The 16,082-nt window shown below is 72.7% G+C and carries 14 protein-coding genes; 7 read left to right on the forward strand and 7 right to left on the reverse strand.

The genetic code is table 11. The features are described from left to right. Window positions 1-170: 170 nt before the first annotated feature. Entirely contained in the window at window positions 171-767 is a 597-nt protein-coding gene (locus CUT44_RS27760) for a histidine phosphatase family protein (RefSeq protein ID WP_100204717.1), read from the forward strand. A 26-nt stretch (window positions 768-793) separates the two neighbouring features. Here CUT44_RS27760 and CUT44_RS27765 read toward each other — a convergent pair whose 3' ends face one another. Continuing rightward, on the reverse strand, window positions 794-2,299 hold the full coding sequence (locus CUT44_RS27765; protein ID WP_100204718.1) for a hypothetical protein: 1,506 nt from the start codon (window positions 2,297-2,299) through the stop codon (window positions 794-796). A gap of 171 nt (window positions 2,300-2,470) precedes the next feature. Here CUT44_RS27765 and CUT44_RS27770 point away from each other — a divergent pair, with 171 nt between their 5' ends. Both CUT44_RS27770 and CUT44_RS27775 read left to right on the forward strand, forming a co-directional pair. Continuing rightward, entirely contained in the window at window positions 2,471-2,908 is a 438-nt protein-coding gene (locus tag CUT44_RS27770) for a hypothetical protein (protein ID WP_100204719.1), read from the forward strand. Window positions 2,909-2,991: 83 nt separating this feature from the next. Further along, entirely contained in the window at window positions 2,992-3,873 is an 882-nt protein-coding gene (locus CUT44_RS27775) for a spermidine synthase (protein WP_100204720.1), read from the forward strand. A 301-nt stretch (window positions 3,874-4,174) separates the two neighbouring features. On the opposite strand, the gene CUT44_RS27780 is transcribed toward CUT44_RS27775, so the two are convergent. Beyond that, window positions 4,175-4,750, reverse strand: coding sequence for a hypothetical protein (locus CUT44_RS27780; protein WP_100204721.1), 576 nt, complete (start codon window positions 4,748-4,750; stop codon window positions 4,175-4,177). Window positions 4,751-4,856: 106 nt separating this feature from the next. Between CUT44_RS27780 and CUT44_RS27785 the strand changes: the two genes are divergently transcribed. The 3 genes from CUT44_RS27785 to CUT44_RS27795 all read left to right on the forward strand — a co-directional run bounded on the left by CUT44_RS27785 (window position 4,857) and on the right by CUT44_RS27795 (window position 7,513). Beyond that, window positions 4,857-5,597 (forward strand): response regulator transcription factor, encoded by a 741-nt coding sequence (locus CUT44_RS27785; RefSeq protein ID WP_199185862.1) that lies wholly within the window; start codon window positions 4,857-4,859, stop codon window positions 5,595-5,597. Window positions 5,598-5,652: 55 nt separating this feature from the next. Beyond that, window positions 5,653-7,140, forward strand: coding sequence for a sensor histidine kinase (locus tag CUT44_RS27790; RefSeq protein WP_100204723.1), 1,488 nt, complete (start codon window positions 5,653-5,655; stop codon window positions 7,138-7,140). A 142-nt stretch (window positions 7,141-7,282) separates the two neighbouring features. After that, entirely contained in the window at window positions 7,283-7,513 is a 231-nt protein-coding gene (locus CUT44_RS27795) for a hypothetical protein (RefSeq protein WP_100204724.1), read from the forward strand. A gap of 186 nt (window positions 7,514-7,699) precedes the next feature. On the opposite strand, the gene CUT44_RS27800 is transcribed toward CUT44_RS27795, so the two are convergent. The 4 genes from CUT44_RS27800 to CUT44_RS27815 all read right to left on the reverse strand — a co-directional run bounded on the left by CUT44_RS27800 (window position 7,700) and on the right by CUT44_RS27815 (window position 12,566). Next, window positions 7,700-9,130: a GH1 family beta-glucosidase gene (locus CUT44_RS27800; protein WP_100204725.1), complete on the reverse strand. Its 1,431-nt coding sequence runs from the start codon at window positions 9,128-9,130 to the stop codon at window positions 7,700-7,702. A 97-nt stretch (window positions 9,131-9,227) separates the two neighbouring features. After that, the gene (locus CUT44_RS27805) at window positions 9,228-10,199 is read right to left on the reverse strand and encodes a carbohydrate ABC transporter permease (protein WP_100204726.1); all 972 of its coding nucleotides are present in this window, start codon (window positions 10,197-10,199) and stop codon (window positions 9,228-9,230) included. Then, window positions 10,196-11,236, reverse strand: coding sequence for a carbohydrate ABC transporter permease (locus CUT44_RS27810; protein WP_100204727.1), 1,041 nt, complete (start codon window positions 11,234-11,236; stop codon window positions 10,196-10,198). The genes CUT44_RS27805 and CUT44_RS27810 overlap by 4 nt, the downstream gene beginning before the upstream one ends. Window positions 11,237-11,243: 7 nt before the next feature. Beyond that, complete coding sequence (locus CUT44_RS27815) at window positions 11,244-12,566, reverse strand: ABC transporter substrate-binding protein (RefSeq protein ID WP_233221715.1); 1,323 nt, start codon at window positions 12,564-12,566, stop codon at window positions 11,244-11,246. 297 nt (window positions 12,567-12,863) lie between these two features. Between CUT44_RS27815 and CUT44_RS27820 the strand changes: the two genes are divergently transcribed. Continuing rightward, the gene (locus CUT44_RS27820) at window positions 12,864-13,901 is read left to right on the forward strand and encodes a LacI family DNA-binding transcriptional regulator (RefSeq protein WP_100204729.1); all 1,038 of its coding nucleotides are present in this window, start codon (window positions 12,864-12,866) and stop codon (window positions 13,899-13,901) included. A 295-nt stretch (window positions 13,902-14,196) separates the two neighbouring features. Here the strand turns inward: CUT44_RS27820 and CUT44_RS27825 are convergent, their stop codons facing one another. Continuing rightward, window positions 14,197-15,945, reverse strand: a complete 1,749-nt coding sequence (locus CUT44_RS27825; protein ID WP_100204730.1) for a glycoside hydrolase family 6 protein — start codon at window positions 15,943-15,945, stop codon at window positions 14,197-14,199. Between the last annotated feature and the right edge of the window lie 137 nt (window positions 15,946-16,082).

Raw genomic sequence — 16,082 nt, forward strand, 5'->3', positions numbered from 1 at the left:
CTCCAAACTCTCGCGGTCGGCCACTCCACCGTCGGACAACCGTACGGTGCGGGTGCGAGCAGAGAGACGCGGGGGAACGGAGGCGGGTTGCGCGACGGGGCCGGGGGCGGTGGGCGACGATGACCGGGACACGGGGATCCGGTTCGTCGGGAGAGGTGTGAGGGATACACATGGCAGCGCGCGTACTGCTGGTCCGGCACGGGCAGACCGAGTGGTCGCGGGCGGGGCGGCACACCGGCCGCACCGACGTCCCGCTGCTCGAGGAGGGACGCCGGACGGCGCGGCTCCTCGGCGAGCGGCTGCGCCGCGCGCCCTGGCACGGGCTGCCGGACGCCGAGGTGTTCACCAGCCCGCTCGGCCGGGCCCGGCAGACCTGCGAACTGGCGGGCTTCGGCGACCGGGCCGGCACCTGGGACGCGCTGCTGGAGTGGGACTACGGCGCCTACGAGGGACTGACCGCCGCCGAGATCGCGGAACGGGCGGGGGCGGAGTGGACCGTCTGGCGGGACGGCCCGGCGGGCGGCGAGCCCCTGGCACAGCTCACCGCCCGCGCCGACGAGGTGGTCGCCCGGGCGCGGTCGGCGGACCGGGACGTGCTGCTGTTCGCGCACGGCCATCTGCTCAGGGCGGTGGGCGCGCGCTGGCTGGGGCTGGAGCCGTCCTTCGCGGCGCGGCTGCGGTTGTCGGCGGGCGCCCTGGCGGTGCTGGGGTGGGCGTACGGGGAGCCCGTGCTCGAGCGCTGGAACGACCAGGGCCACCTGGACTGACGCCGGCCCCGTCGCCGGGCGGGCGGTCAGACGGGGCGGGCCGGGGCGGCGTGACGGTCCAGGAAGTCCGCCACGGCCGGTGTGCGGCGGTGTGGCCACAGCCGCCGGGCGGCGCCGTCCAGCATCGTGCGGATACGGGTGGAGCTCACCTGTCCGAGCAGTTCCAGCGCCCGGCCCGCGGTCTCGGCGGCCTCCTCGGCCTCGCCCTGGGCGGCGAGGTCGTCCGCGAGTTCGGCCGTGAACAGCGCGATGTTCCGTACGAAGTGGGCGTCGAGCAGCTCCACCGCGCGCCGGGCGTGCCGTGCCGCCCGGTGCCGGTCGCCCAGCGCCGCCCGGCACTGCGCCTCCAGGCCCTCCAGTTCGGCTTCGCCGTAGAAGGTCATCCACTCGGGGTCGGCGTCGCAGGGGCCGCGCTCGAACAGCGTCCGCGCCCGGCCCAGGGACTCCTCGCAGGCCGCGCGGTCCGCGAGATGGGCCCAGCCGCCCGCCTCGCGCATCGCCAGCAGCGACAGCAGCCGCGCCGAGCCCAGGTGCCCGGCGGCCTGCCGGCCGGCCTGCGCGGCCCGTACCGCCTCCCGGGGCCGTCCGGCGTCCCGGGCCAGGAAGGAGGTGTTGCAGAAGGCGTGCGCCTCCAGCGCGGGACTCCCGGCGATCCGGGCGGTGGCCAGGGCCTCGGCGTAGTACGGGCGGGCTTCGGCGTAGCGGCCCGAGTCGTGGGCCAGCCAGCCCACCGAGATGGCCAGTTCCCCGGCTCCGGCGTGCAGCCGGTCGGCGACGGGCTGCCGGTGCGCGCCGGTGTCCAGCAGGTCGTAGGCGGACCGCAGCGCCTCCCCGGCCCACCGGTAGAGGCTGTCGGCGCCGTGCCGGTCGTCGAGCAGCCGGATGCGGCGCACGGCCGCCTCGACGGCTGCGGCCTCGGCGGCCCCGGCCCGCCGGGTGGCGGGCCGGTCCGCCGGGGCGGTGCCGGACTGGAGCAGGGAGGCCGGGATGAGGGACACCGCCGCCACGGCGACGGGCCCGCCGGTCATGAACGCGCGACGCAGCACGTCGCTCTCCTCGTCGATAGGGCTGTCGGCAGGGCTGTCGGCAGGGCTGTCGGTGGGGCTGTCGGTGGGGCTGCTGACGGGGCCGTCGGCGGACCCGTCACCCGGGGCACGCGGTTCCGCGCGGGGGAGGAGGGGGCGGGTACGCGCTCCGAGGGAGGTGCCCTCGCCGCCGTACGCCCCCTGTCCGCGCGCGGTACGCCCGCGGACCACCCGCCGGGGCTCGAAGCCCAGATCCGTCAGCGAGTACCCCGGGAACATGTGCAGGAACACCCGCTCGTAGGCGTAGTTGGGGCACCGGATCTCACCGGCCTCCACCCGCCCGATGTACCGGGCGTCACAGGAGACGTTCTCGCCGATCTCCCGGGCCGCCCGGCGGACGGCCGCCGCGAACTCACCCGGCGAGAGCCGGCCGCGCAGTCCCCGGAAGGCGAGGTTGGGCCGGCGCCCCGGACCTCCCGGCGCTGAGGGTGACGGTGACGACGCCATGGCCGGACGCTATCGGCTCGCCGCTGCCCGATACATCGCTTTTTCCTGACAAACGGGATATCCCACCCGCGATCTGCCATGAACTGCCACCCTTTGCGGCGGCATTGCACCGTAGCGGTTGACACGGCCATTCGTTGAGTCTTGTGCAACGACCGCGGAGGAGGGGTCCCCTTGTTGGACACCGGTTACGAGACCGGAAACCGTCCGTCGGCCGCGCGGCGCCGTCCCGTCCCGGACGGTGCCGCCGGTCCGGCGGCAGCGCACTGCGACCTGGTGACCGTGCCCGCGCGGCAGGGTCTGGAGACCGTCGACATCCTACGGCTGCGCCGCAGCGTCGGCCCGGTGCTGCACGACCGCGCCGACGACACCCTCGGCTTCCTGGTGCCGCCCGGCACCGCGGACGGCTGGGACCTGCCGGGCAGCGGCTGCGTCCGGACCCGTCACCGGGAGGACCGGCCCGCCGGCCCGCCGGTCGCGGGTGCCGACTGGCTGGTGCCGCCGGAGAGCGCGTACGCCGGGACCACCGAGCCGGCGCGGCTGCGTGCCGCGCTGTGCGAGGCGGCCCGTACGATCGCCGCCGCCGAGGGCGGTGACCGGCCGGGTTCCTGACTCCCGCTCCCGGACCCGCTCCCGTTACCCGCCGCCGGGGGCCCGCCCTGCGGCCCGCCCGCCCGGCCGCCGATACTGGTGACGTGGCGAGGAACGGACGGCGGCGCGGAAGCGGCGGCAGGCGGGCCGCGGAACCGGTGAGCGAGGCGGTCGGCGGCGGGCTGGCGCGGCTGCTGCCGGACCCGGACCGGCCGCGCGCCTGGACCCTGCTGCTCGACGGCGCCCCGCAGTCCCATGTGGACCTCGACGACCCCGCCCACCTGGACTTCGGATACCAGCGCAGGCTCGGCCACCTCATCGACCTGGCCGCCCCGCCCGGCCGGCCGCTGCGGGTGGTGCACCTGGGCGGCGGCGCGCTCACCCTCGCCCGCTACACGGCCGTCACCCGGCCGCGCTCCACCCAGCAGGTCGTCGAGGTCGACGCCGCGCTGACGGCCCTCGTGCGCCGGGAGCTGCCGCTGGAGAGCAACTGGCGGATACGGGTGCGCACCGCGGACGCCCGCGCCGGGCTGGCCCGGATCCCCGAGGGCTGGGCGGATCTGGTGATCGCGGACGTCTTCGGCGGCTCCCGCACCCCCGCCCACCTGACCAGCACCGAGTTCCTCGCCGAGGCCCGCCGGGCGCTGCGCCCCGGCGGGTGCTACGCCGCCAACATCGCCGACGGTCCGCCGCTCGCCCACCTCCGCGCCCAGGTGGCCACCGCCGCCGCCGTCTTCCCCGAACTGTGCCTGGTGGCCGACCCCGCCGTGCTGCGCGGGCGGCGGTTCGGCAACGCGGTCCTGGCCGCGGGCGACCGGGAGCTGCCGGTCGCCGAACTCACCCGGCGCGCCGCCGGCGACCCGCATCCCGGCCGGGTCGAGCACGGCCGGGCGCTCACCGACCTCACCGGCGGTGCCGCCCCCGTCACGGACGCCACCGCCCTTCCCTCGCCCGCCCCGCCCGCCTCGGTCTTCCGGCGGCGCTGAGCCCCGGCCGTGCGGCCGGTCCGGAGCCGCTCCGCACCGGCGTCTCTCCGCCGACTACCGGGCCGACCACGCCGACGGCACGGCGGAACCGGTTCCCGCGGCCGTTTCCGCTTCCGGGGTGGCACCGCGGGTTCCGTCACCCCGGCTCGGAGACCGTCCACGCTCGCGCCCGGGCTCCGGACCGGCTGCGCACTGCTGGACCGAAGGGACCTGACGGGCACCCGGTCCGCGCACGCGCGCCCCGCCCGGTGGCTTCTCCGCGGGAACCCGGTGGAGGAGCCGCGGCGGCCGGGCCGCCGTCTCAGCCCCCGTGCTCGTCGACCGTGACCCGGGGCGGGGTGCCGTTCCAGACGCAGAAGACGGATGACGCCTCGTCACCCCGGGTGAAGGTCACCCGTATCCACCGCTCCCCCTCCCATACCCCTATCTCCCAGCCCGCGTTGGGTGTTGCGGACACCAGCGTCGCCGAGTCCGGACCCAGGTCGAAGGCGACCCGGCCGCCGCGGACGCGGTGGCTCTCGACCTCGGCGGACGGCGCGGGGGGCCGCTCGGCGCGCTCCCCGTCCTTCCCGTCCCTCCCGGCTTCCTCGCCGGAGGAGGGGGAGGACGGAGCGGACGAGGGCTTGGCGGAGTCGGAGGCGGCATCGGCCCGCCGGGAGGGCTTCGAGGGCTTCGCGGATCCGGCGGACGCGGACGGCCTGGGCCGCCGGGTGGAGTCGGTGCTCGGTTCGGCCTCCGGCGCCCCGGCCACCCGCAGCGGGTGCGGCCGGTCGTACGAGGTGCCCGACACCACGGTGTGCACCCCGTACCAGGACAGCGTCACGGCCGCCCCGGTGGCGAGCGCCCACGCCCCCGCGTGAACCAGTCCTCGTCGCATCCCGCGCACCTTAGCCGCTTTCCTTCGCCCGCTCGCTTTTTCATTGCTCACGGCAGTGCTTTCCCGGCTGTCCCGCAGGCCGGCCGCATGCCGTAACGTGCCGCTCATGGCACGTGTGCTCGTTGTCGAGGACGACCAGTTCGTACGCTCCGCCCTGATCCGGCACCTCACGGACGCCTCCCATACCGTACGCAGTGTCGGGACCGCCCTGGAGGCGCTGCGGGAGGTGGCGCAGGTCGGGTTCGACGTGGTGATCCTCGATCTGGGTCTGCCCGATCTGGACGGGGCCGAGGCGCTGAAGATGCTGCGCGGGATAACCCAGGTGCCGGTGATAGTCGCCACGGCGCGGGACGACGAGACGGAGATCGTCCGGCTGCTCAACGACGGAGCCGACGACTACCTGGTGAAACCGTTCTCCGTGGAGCACCTGTCCGCCCGTATGGCCGCCGTGCTGCGCCGCGCCCGCGGTGGCGCGCGCGCCGGCGCGGCCGGGCCCGGGGACGGGGAGATCCGGGTCGGCGGGCTGGCCATCGACCCGCTGCGCCGTCAGGCCCGGCTCGACGGGCGGACCCTGGACCTGACCCGCCGTGAGTTCGACCTGCTGGCCTTCCTCGCCGGGCGTCCGGGCGTCGTCGTACCGCGCCGTGAACTGCTGTCCGAGGTCTGGCAGCAGAGCTACGGCGACGACCAGACCATCGACGTCCATCTGTCCTGGCTGCGGCGGAAGCTGGGGGAGACGGCGGCCCGCCCCCGCTATCTGCACACGCTGCGGGGCGTGGGCGTCAAACTGGAGCCCCCGCGGGACGCGGCGGCCGAGCCGTCGCGGCGGTGGACCCCGGGGCCGTGAGTGCCGCGCCGTGCGCGCCGCGCCGGGGGAGTGAGGCCGTGAGGGGGCTGGGCGGATGAGGTGGGCGCTGGTCAAGGTGTGCATCGCCGTGACCGCGATGGTGGTGGTGGCCTTCGCCGTGCCGCTCGCGCTGGTGGTCAAGGAGATGGCCCGGGACCGGGCCTTCTCCAACGCCGAGCGGCTGGCCGCCACCGTCATGCCGGCGCTGGCCATCACCGGCGACCGCGACCAGCTCGAGCGCGCGCTGGCCACCACCCCGACCGGGCTCGACGGGCGGATCGCGGTGTACGCGGCCCCCGGCCGGGACGGCGGCGCGGGGGACGCGGGGGAGCAGCCCGGCGGCGGGTCCGACGGCGGCTCCGGTGGCGGGTCCGGGGACCGGACGGACGACGCGGCCGGGAACGTGGCCGAGGTCGGCACCCGGCGGGTGTCCGAGGAGGAACTGCGGGCCGCCGCACCCCTGGAGGGGGCCACCGTCCTGGCGGCCGAGGGCGGCCACGTGCTGCTCCAGCCGGTCGTCACCACCGCCGGCACCGCCGTCGTCGAGGTGTTCGTGCCCGAGCAGGAGGTCACCAACGGCGTCGCCACCGCCTGGCTGGTCCTCGCCGGGACCGGGGCGGCGCTCATCGTCGCCTCCGTGGTCATCGCCGACCGGCTCGGCACCCGCATGGTGGGCGCCGCCGAGCGGCTGGCCCGGGCCGCCCGGGAACTGGGCGCGGGCCGCCTGGCGGTGCGGGTGCCGGTGGAGGGCCCCGCCGAACTGCGGCTGGCCGCGGCCGCGTTCAACTCCATGGCCGACCAGGTCGCCCAACTGCTGGCCAACGAGCGCGAACTGGCCGCCGACCTCTCCCACCGGCTGCGCACCCCGCTGACCGTGCTGCGGCTCAACACCGCCTCGCTCGGCGACGGCGACGCCGCCGAGCAGACCCGGGAGGCCGTCGACAAGCTGGAGCGCGAGGTGGACCACATCATCCGCACCGCCCGGGAGCACCGCACCCAGCCGCCGGGCGGGCCGGGCGGCGGCGGCGTCTGCGACGCCTCGGAGGTGATCCGGGAGCGGATGGGCTTCTGGTCCGCGCTGGCCGAGGACGAGGGCCGCGAGGTGCGGCTGGCCGGGATCGACCGGCCCGTCCACATCCCCGTCGCCCGCGCCGATCTCGTCGCGGCCCTCGACGCGCTGCTCGGCAACGTCTTCCGGCACACCCCCGAGGGCACCGCCTTCGCGGTGGACGTGCACCACGGAGAGGCCGCCGGCGACTCGGTGATCGTGCTGGTCTCCGACGCCGGGCCGGGCATCGACGATCCCGACGCGGCGCTGCGCCGCGGCCACGGCGACGGCGGGCCCGGCTCCACCGGTCTGGGCCTGGACATCGTGCGGCGGGTGGCGGAGGCCACCGGCGGCGACGTACGGATCGGCCGCTCGGTGCTCGGCGGTACGGAGGTCCGCCTCTGGCTGGCCCTGGACGGCGGGGCGTCCGGCGGGTCCGCCGGCCGTACGGCCGGCCGCCGCGGCCACCGGGTGCGACGGCGCGCACGCCGATAGTGGCGGTTCCTCAGCCGTTCCGTAGCCCAGCCTTAAGGGAGGCATAAGTTCCCGGTGGGCTGCCCGTTATGGGTCTTTCGCCGGGACCGGGCTCGCTAGCGTGCTCCCTGTCCACGTTCCCCACGGATCGAGGCAGGAGCAGATGAGGCACATCGCCGAACAGTGGTGCGGGCCGGGCGCACGGCGGCGGGCCGCCGCCGACGCGGTCGCGGCGGCACTCATCGCGGTCGGCGGTCTCGTCCTGGCCGGCGCGGCGACGGCGGATCCGGACCCCACACCGGACACCGCGGTCGGCGCGACCCCCCACCCGGGACACCTCCACGACGGTGCGCCGGACGGTCCCGGAGGACCGGCCGCCCGGGCCGTCGGCTAGCTCCCCGGCAGGCTTCCCGGGACCCTCCCCCCAGAGGTCCCGGGGAAGCCGGCCACCCCCCACGACGGCGGGGCGCAGCGGTCCCCACCCCCACACCCGCTGCGCCCCGCCCAGGGCTGGTCAGGCCCTTGCCGGTCCCGGGGTCCCTCCCCCCGGCCCGGTTCCCCCCGGTTCGCGCCGGTGACCTCAGTCGGCCACCGTCTCCCGTACCGCGTCGGGATCCTGGAGCACACCCGTCCTGGCGACCTGGGCGTACCACAGGGCGCTGGACTTGGGGGTGCGCGCCAGGGACTCGAAGTCCACGTACACCGCGCCGAAGCGCTTGCTGTAGCCGTAGGCCCACTCGAAGTTGTCCAGCAGCGACCACAGGAAGTAGCCGCGGACGTCGGCCCCGTCGGCGACGGCCCGCTGCACGGTGCCCAGGTGGCTGTGCAGGTAGGCGACGCGGTCGGGGTCGTGGACGGTGCCGTCGGGGGACGGCTTGTCGTCGCAGGCCATGCCGTTCTCGGTGATGTAGAGCGGCAGGCCGCCGGTCTCCCGGTGGTAGCGCATCAGCAGGTCGTGCAGACCGGTCGGGTCGATCGTCCAGCCCATGTCGGTCGTCTCGCCCGGGGTCTGGTGGAAGGCGATGTCGTCCGAGGCGGGCCAGGGGGACTGCTCGCCGCCGCCGTGGCCGTCCCGGCGCGGCAGCTTCTGGTCGGCGGAGGCCGAGACCAGGGCGGGCGTGTAGTAGTTGATGCCCAGCGCGTCCAGCGGCTGGTGGATGTCGGCCAGGTCGCCGTCCTTGACGAAGCTCCAGTCGGTCAGCCGCGCGGTGTCCCGGAGCAGGTCCTCGTCGTACTCGCCGCGCAGCATGGGGCTGTCGAAGATCCGGTTGGCGAGCGCGTCGATGCGGCGGGCCGCGTCGAGGTCCTCGGGGCTGTCGGTGAGGGAGCGCACGGCGGCCGGGTTGAGGCTGATGCCGATCTGGGCGCGGCCCGGCAGTGCGGCGCGCAGTGCCTGGGTGCCCAGGCCGTGGGCCAGGTTGAGGTGGTGCGCGGCGCGCAGTACGGCGGTGTGGTCGGTGCGGCCGGGGGCGTGGACACCCGATCCGTAGCCGAGGTAGGCGGCGCACCAGGGCTCGTTGAGGGTGGTCCAGCGCTCCACCCGGTCGCCGAGGGCTTCGGCGACGAGCGAGGCGTACTCCGCGAACCGCTCGGTGGTGGCGCGCTCCGGCCAGCCGCCCGCGTCCTCCAGTTCCTGGGGGAGGTCCCAGTGGTAGAGGGTGATCCAGGGGGTGATGCCCTTCTCCAGCAGCTCGTCGACGAGCGAGCGGTAGAAGTCCAGACCGCGCTGGACGGCGGGACCGCGGCCGGTCGGCTGTACCCGGGACCAGGAGATGGAGAAGCGGTAGGCGTTCAGGTTGAGGTCGGCCATGAGCCGGACGTCGTCACGCCAGCGGTGGTAGTGGTCCACGGCCACGTCGCCGGTGTCGCCGCCGAGCACCTTCCCCGGGGTCCGGCAGAAGGTGTCCCAGATCGACGGTGTGCGGCCGTCCTCGTCGGCGGCGCCCTCGATCTGGTACGCGGAGGTGGCCGAACCGAAGAGGAAATTGGCGGGGAATGAGGATTGACTCATATGGGAGCGCTCCCATCGAAGGTCGTACGGAAGGGACTGACAGGGGGTTGCGCGGAGCGGGAGGGGACGGGAAGGCGGGGGGCCGCCCGGCAGGGCCTCAGCCCTTGACGGCCCCCTGCATGATGCCGCCGACGATCTGCTTACCGAAGACGGTGAGGATCAGCAGCAGCGGAAGGGTGCCGAGCAGGGCACCCGCCATGATGACCGACTGGTCGGGGATGTAGCCACGGCCCAGACCGGTCAGGGCGACCTGGACGGTCGGATTCTGCTGGGTCAGGGCGATGATCGGCCAGAAGAAGTCGTTCCAGGCCATCACGAAGGTCAGCATGCCGAGCACGGCCATGGCGGGCCGGGCGGCGGGGAAGACCACGTGCCACAGGACGCGCATGCTGCTCGCGCCGTCCACCCGCGCGGCCTCGATCAGCTCCGTGGGCAGGGCCTGCAGCAGGTACTGCCGCATGAAGAACACACCGAAGGCGCTGACGAAGGTCGGCAGGATGACGGCCTGGAGCTGGTTGGTCCACTCCAGCTCGGCGATCGCCATGAACAGCGGCACCACGCTGAGCTGCGGCGGCACCATCATGGTGCCGACCGTCAGCAGCAGCAGGATGTTGCTGAACCTGAACCGCAGCTTGGCGAAGGCGAACCCGGCGATCGTCCCGAACAGCACGGTGCCCGCCGCGATGGAGCCCGCGACGAGGGTGGTGTTGAACAGGGCCAGCCCCATGTTGGCGTCTGTCCAGGCGATCTCGAGGTTCTTGAACAGGTTGCCGCCGAACCAGAAGGGCGGCGGCGACTCGGCCAGCCGGGTGTTGTTGCGGGAGGCGGCGACGGCCGTCCAGAACAGCGGGAAGAGCGCGATCACCGTGACGAGGATCAGCACCCCGTACGTCAGCTTCCCGCCGTGGAGCTGGCCGCCGGCGCTGGCCGCGCGGCCGCGCAGCAGTCCCGGCCTGCCGCCCTTGCCGCCCTTGCCGCCGCTCCGGCGGTCCGGACCGGAGGGGACGGACGTCGCCAGGTCGGACAGGCCCCGGTCGAGGGGCGCGCGGTCGGACTTCAACGCGCTCATGAGCGCCTCCTCGCGGACTTGCGGCCCAGCTCGTTCTTCTGCATCCAGCGCGAGACCGCCCAGTTGAGCAGGCCGACCACCACCAGGATCAGGAACATCATCCAGGCGATGGCCGAAGCGCGCCCGAGGTGCAGGTTGGTCCAGCCCTGTTCGTACAGGTACAGGCCCAGGGTCTGGTACTGGTGCTGCGCGCCGCCGTTCGCGCCGCCGCCGGGATTGAACAGCAGGGGCTCACCGAACAGCTGCATCGCGCCGATGGTCGAGACGACGATCGTGAACAGGATCGTCGGACGCAGCGAGGGGATGGTGACGTGCAGGAACTGCTGCCAGCGGGTGGCACCGTCCAGCGCGGCCGACTCGTACAGGTCCTTGGGCACCGCCTGCATGGCGGCCAGGTAGATGAGGGTGTTGTAGCCGGTCCAGCGCCAGATCACGATCGAGGAGATCGCGAGCTGCGAGTACCACTTGTCGTTCTGCCAGTCGACCGGGTCGATGCCGACGGTGCCCAGCGCCCAGTTGATCATGCCGTAGTCACGGCCGAAGATCATGACGAAGACCAGGGTCGCCGCGGCGACCGAGGTGGCGTACGGGGCGAGCATCGCGACGCGGTAGAACGTCGCGCCGCGCAGCTTGTAGTTCAGCAGATGGGCCAGACCGAGCGCCATCAGAAGCTGCGGGACGGTGGAGATGATGCCGATGGTGAAGGTGTTCTGGAGGGCGTTCCAGAAGAAGTCGTCGTCGAGCAGCCTGCTGAAGTTGCGCAGGCCGATCCACTCCATCTCGGTGGGGGCGGTAAGCGACACCTTGTGAAGGGAGGCCCAGCCCGTGTAGAGGAGCGGGAACAGACTGAACGCCCCGAAGAAGAGGAAGAACGGGGCGACGAAGGCGTAGGGGCTCCACTTCACGTCCCGCTGGTACCAGCGGCTGCGGCGTTCCCGCCGCCGTTCCTCGCGGGAGGATGGAGCGCTCTTGTGGCGCGGGCCCGCGCCCCCCTTGTCGGTGGGGGGCGCGGACACCGGCGAACCGGTGGTGGTCACTTGTCGATCACTCGTCCAGTGCGTTGTCGACTGTCTTGACGGCCGACTCCCATGCCTTGTCCGCCGAGACACCCTTCTGGTCGACCTGGAGCAGACCGGTGTTGACGATGTTCTCCTGGATCACCTGGTCCTTCGGGCCGATGATCTGGGTGGGCACACCCTGGGCGGCGGTGGAGAAGATCTGGCCGATCGGTGCGTTGGAGAAGAACTCGTGCTTGGCGTCGGCGACCTCGGGGGTCTCGTACGCCGCCGGGGTGCTCGGGAAGCTGCCGCGCTCGGCGAAGAGCTTGGCCTGCTGGGTGGGAGCGGTCAGCCAGGCGGCGAACTTGATCGCCTCTTCCTTGTTCTTGCTGGCTTCGGGGACGCCGAGGAAGGCGCCGCCCCAGTTGCCGGGCTTGGGGGCCTGGGCGACGTCCCACTTGTCCTTGGCCTTGTCACCGCCCTTGTCCTGGATGTAGCCGAGCATCCACGGGGGGCAGGAGATGGTGGCGAAGGTGCCGTTGTTCATCGCCTTGTCCCACGGCTGGGTGAACTGCTGCTTCTTGTCGGTCAGCCCTTCGGAGGCGGCCTCGGCGGCGAGGTCCCAGGCCTCCTTGACGGCGGGGTTGTCCTTGTAGATCAGCTCGCCCTGCTCGTCGTAGTACCGCTTGGCGCTGGAGGAGATGACCGCGTTGTAGACACCGCCGGCGGAGTCGACCCAGGCCACGCCCTCGGGCCCGTCGGCCTTGAACTTCTTGCCGGCCTCGATGTACTTGCCCCAGTCGCCCTCCCACAGCTTGGCGACCTCTTCGCGCTCGGTGGGCAGACCGGCGGCCTCGAAGTGGTCCTTGCGGTAGCACAGGGCCATCGGGCCGACGTCGGTGCCCAGACCGATGGTCTTGCCGTCCTGGGTGGTGGCCTGCTGCCACTTCCAGTCGAAGTAGTCGTCCTTGGAGACGCCCTCCGCCTTGCCCAGGTCCACGAACTTCTCGGACTGGGTCTGGACCACCTCGGCGATGTTCGCCACCTCGACGGCCTGGATGTCGGCCAGACCGCTGTTGCTGCCGAGCCGCGTCAGGAGCTGCGGGTAGTAGTTCTCGTTGCGCTCGATGACGGTCTGCTGAATCTTGACCTTCGGGTTGAGCTTCTCGTACTCCTTGTAGAGACCGGCCTCCTGGAAGCCGAAGGTGCCGAAGAGACCGACCGTGATGACGGTCTTGCCGTCGGTGTCACCGCTGCCCGACCCGTTGCCCGAGTCGTCATCGCTCGCGCACCCGGCGAGCAGGCTGGTGCCGAGCACCGCAGCGGCCACGGCGGCCACGGCTCGGCGGGTTGTGCGGGGGTTGCGCACTGCGTCCTCCTAGCGCCCTGACGTCTCACTCCCGGCCGGGAAAGTGGGGGGACCGCGGTGTTCGTCACTGCGGCTCGGGGGGTGCGAACGTGTGGCTTCTGTATGGGTCAAGTCCCTTGGGAGCGCTCCCAGATGTGATGAGTTGAAGGGTTGCGGCTCTCTGGCGGGGGTGTCAAGGGAATGGACAGACTGACCCGATGCAGTTATCCGGCTGTTAGCTTCAATGGCTGATCGATACTTATGCGCGGGACGGACGGGTCCTGTGCACTTGAGCTGGTACGACCCGGGGAGGCGGTCATGACAGTGAGCGGACGGCGGGGGCAGCGGCCCACTTTGGAGCAGGTCGCCGCCTACGCGGGGGTCGGCCGCGGCACCGTCTCCCGGGTCATCAACGGCGCCGCCAACGTCAGCGACCAGACTCGCACCGCCGTCCAGCGGGCGATCGCCGAACTGGGATATGTGCCCAATCGGGCAGCCCGGGCCCTCGCGGCGGGCAGCACCGACGCGATCGCGCTGGTGATTCCCGAGGCGGAGACCAGGCTTTTCGCCGAACCGTACTTCTCGGGTATCATCCGCGGGGTCAGCACGGAGCTCGCCGACACCGACATGCAGCTCCTGCTCACCCTCCTCCGCACACCCAAGGAGCGCGACCGCTTCGCCCACTACGTGGGCGCCCACCGGGTGGACGGCGTACTGCTGCTGTCCGTGCACGCCGACGATTCCCTGCCCGACCTGCTGCAGCAGATCGAGATGCCCGCGGTGCTCAGCGGCCGCCGCAGCGGCGAGGAGCCGGTGCCCTATGTGGACTGCGACAACACCGGTGGTGCGCAGGCCGCCGTGGAGCACCTGATCGGCCGCGGCCGCCGGGCGGTGGCCACCATCACCGGTCCGCCGGACATGTACGTGGCCCAGTGCCGTCTGCAGGGTTACCGGGACGCGCTGCGGGCCGCCGGTCTGGAGGAGGACGAGCGACTGGTCGGCGGCGGCGACTTCACCGAGGAGGGCGGCCGCCGCGCCGCCCGGGAACTGCTGGCCAGGCGTCCCGACCTGGACGCCGTCTTCTGTGCCTCCGACGTGATGGCCGCCGGTGCCCGGGCCGTGCTGCGCGAGTCGGGCCGCCGGGTGCCCGAGGACGTGGCGCTGGTCGGTTTCGACGACTCGGCGGTGGCCCGCCACATGGATCCGCCGCTGACGAGTGTGCGGCAGCCGATCGAGGAGATGGGCCGGGCGATGGTCCGGGTGCTGCTGGAGCAGCTCGCGGGGCGTAAGGAGGGACAGGGCGGGAGCCGGAGCCGGGTGCTGCCGACCGAGCTGGTCCGCCGGACCTCCTCGTAGCCGCAGGGCCGGGGCGGTCTCCGCCGGCTCCGCCGGTGCGGGCCTTCTCGGCGCGGAACCTCCCGGTACGGAACCTCCCGGTGCCGCCGTGCGGCCGGGACCTTCGCCGGAGCGGTCGGCCCACCCCGTCCGCGGGGCGTGCGGTATTCGATGCGTTCGCTTCACGGCAGACCCCCTCCGGGGGATGCGGGGACGAGACGCGCGATACGCCGAGCTTACGGCGAAGGGGCCGGTCGGCGTACCGACCGGCCCCCGATGTGCTCTACCGTTCTTCCTGTCTCACCTCAGCGGGTGATCAGTCGACCGGCGGGTAGGCGTTCTCCAGCAGCTCCTCGAACTGGGCCTGGAACCAGTGGCCCGAGACGGGGGCGTTCGGCAGAGCGCCGGACGGGTTGTTCTGGTTGCGCGGGTTGCCCTCGTAGTCCGGGTCGCACATTCCGTCAGGGCTCTTGCCCTCGTCGTTCGGGATGTCCTCACCGGTACCGTCCGACTCCCCCGGGGGCTTGATCCACGCGTAGGCGTCGATCCCCGTGGCGGGCGAGGCGGTCGGCCGCTCACCGAGGCCGGCACCGGCCTGGTTGCACCAGTTGCCCAGGTGGATGCGGCGGTCGATACGGCTGCCGTCGACGTACTCGTCGGCGGTTCCGTCCTTCGAGGCCGGGCCGGTGGGCCGGTCCGGGCCGCCCCAGCCGTTGCGGGAGGTGTCGATGATCACGCCGACGTCCGAGTTGAAGCCGACGCTGACGGCCTCCTCGCGGAAGGCCTGGGCGAAGGACTGCTCGTCCACGTAGCGGTTCCAGTCCACCCACGAGGATCCCTCGCGGATCGACTTGCCGCCCACGGTGTCGTCGATGGAGAAGTACGGCTCGACGGTGGCACCGTAGTTGGCGGTGTTGGCGGCGAAGCCGGCGACGTCGTCCACCGTGGCGCCCGCGGTGTTGGAGGCCTCGTACAGCAGCTCGGCGGTGGCGGAGAAGTTGTCGTCCCAGCCGATCCAGCCGTGGTGGCCGATGTCGATGTAGTTGTAGACGTTCTCGATGTCACCGAAGGTGGCGAGCGCGTAGCCGACGCCCTCGACGTAGTTGCCGTTGGCCAGCATCTCGTCGCAGTTCTCGGTGGCGGTCTCGCGGCTGCCCACGTTGGTGATCAGGTTGGGCAGCGAGTCGATCTCGACGACGTTGATGATCCGCAGGTCCGCGTACTTCGAGTCGGACAGGATCTCGGCGATCGGGTCGATGAACTCGTTCTTGTACTTGTCGATCTCGTCCGGACCGAGCTCACCCTGGGAGGCCAGCGCGGCGCAGTCGCGGCCGGGCAGGTTGTAGGTCACCATCTGGAGCGCGTCGGCACCCTGCTCGAGGGCGGCGTCCAGGTGGTCCCGCAGGCCCATGGTGTTCTCGCCGGCGGAACCGGACTCGATCGCGGCGATGCGGTCCAGCCACACCGCGGTCGGCTCGTCGGCGATCGCCTCGCCGCCGCTCTCGGCGGCCTGACGCGACCAGTCCTCGTTCACGTAGAGCTGGGCACCCTCGTAGGGGTTGTCCACGCGAGCCGCTGCGTTGTCGTCGTTGTCGCTGTTGTCGTCATCGTTGTCGTCGTCCGAGCCGGAGTCGACGTTGCAGGTGACGCCGTTCAGCGTGAACGAACTGGGGATGGAGTTCGTCCCGGAGGACGAGGCGTTGAAGCCGAACTCGGCGGACGCGCCCGTGGCCAGGGTGGAGTTCCAGGACGGGGCGGTGGCGGTGACCTTCTTGCCGCTCTGGGTCACCGAGGCGCTCCAGCCCTGGCTCACCTGCTGGGAGCCGGCGAACTCCCACTCCACCTTCCAGTTGCTGAGGGTGGCGGCGGCGCTGTTCGTCACCTTGACCGAGGCGCTGAAGCCGGAGCTCCACTCGTTGGCGATCTTGTAGTCGACCGTACATGCGGGTGCCGCCGAGGCGGTCCCCTGCATCAGGGCGCCTGCCCCGAGCGTGCCGCCGAGCAGCGCGCCCGCGGCCAGTAACGCCGTCCGACGCTTGCGCGCCGGCGTTCTGGTGCCTGTCATGCGATCTTCTCTTCCTTCCGGTCTTCCTCCGGATGACGGCGGAGCCCAGCTCCGTGTGTCGGGGGGTGCGGTCGTGTCACGGGTGCGTACCCGGGAAGGGCGGCCTCCGCTGTGGTGGGGAACGACCGCCGTCGTTG

The organism is Streptomyces carminius (genome assembly GCF_002794255.1).
Classification (GTDB): Bacteria; Actinomycetota; Actinomycetes; order Streptomycetales; family Streptomycetaceae; genus Streptomyces; species Streptomyces carminius.

Excerpts from the sequence above, each read along its gene's own strand:
- CUT44_RS27760 (WP_100204717.1), top strand. The coding sequence starts at position 171 with ATGGCAGCGCGCGTACTGCTGGTCCGGCACGGGCAGACCGAGTGGTCG.
- CUT44_RS27765 (WP_100204718.1), bottom strand. The coding sequence starts at position 2,299 with ATGGCGTCGTCACCGTCACCCTCAGCGCCGGGAGGTCCGGGGCGCCGG.
- CUT44_RS27780 (WP_100204721.1), bottom strand. The coding sequence starts at position 4,750 with ATGCGACGAGGACTGGTTCACGCGGGGGCGTGGGCGCTCGCCACCGGG.
- CUT44_RS27785 (WP_199185862.1), top strand. The coding sequence starts at position 4,857 with ATGGCACGTGTGCTCGTTGTCGAGGACGACCAGTTCGTACGCTCCGCC.
- CUT44_RS27790 (WP_100204723.1), top strand. The coding sequence starts at position 5,653 with ATGAGGTGGGCGCTGGTCAAGGTGTGCATCGCCGTGACCGCGATGGTG.
- CUT44_RS27795 (WP_100204724.1), top strand. The coding sequence starts at position 7,283 with ATGAGGCACATCGCCGAACAGTGGTGCGGGCCGGGCGCACGGCGGCGG.
- CUT44_RS27800 (WP_100204725.1), bottom strand. The coding sequence starts at position 9,130 with ATGAGTCAATCCTCATTCCCCGCCAATTTCCTCTTCGGTTCGGCCACC.
- CUT44_RS27805 (WP_100204726.1), bottom strand. The coding sequence starts at position 10,199 with ATGAGCGCGTTGAAGTCCGACCGCGCGCCCCTCGACCGGGGCCTGTCC.
- CUT44_RS27820 (WP_100204729.1), top strand. The coding sequence starts at position 12,864 with ATGACAGTGAGCGGACGGCGGGGGCAGCGGCCCACTTTGGAGCAGGTC.
- CUT44_RS27825 (WP_100204730.1), bottom strand. The coding sequence starts at position 15,945 with ATGACAGGCACCAGAACGCCGGCGCGCAAGCGTCGGACGGCGTTACTG.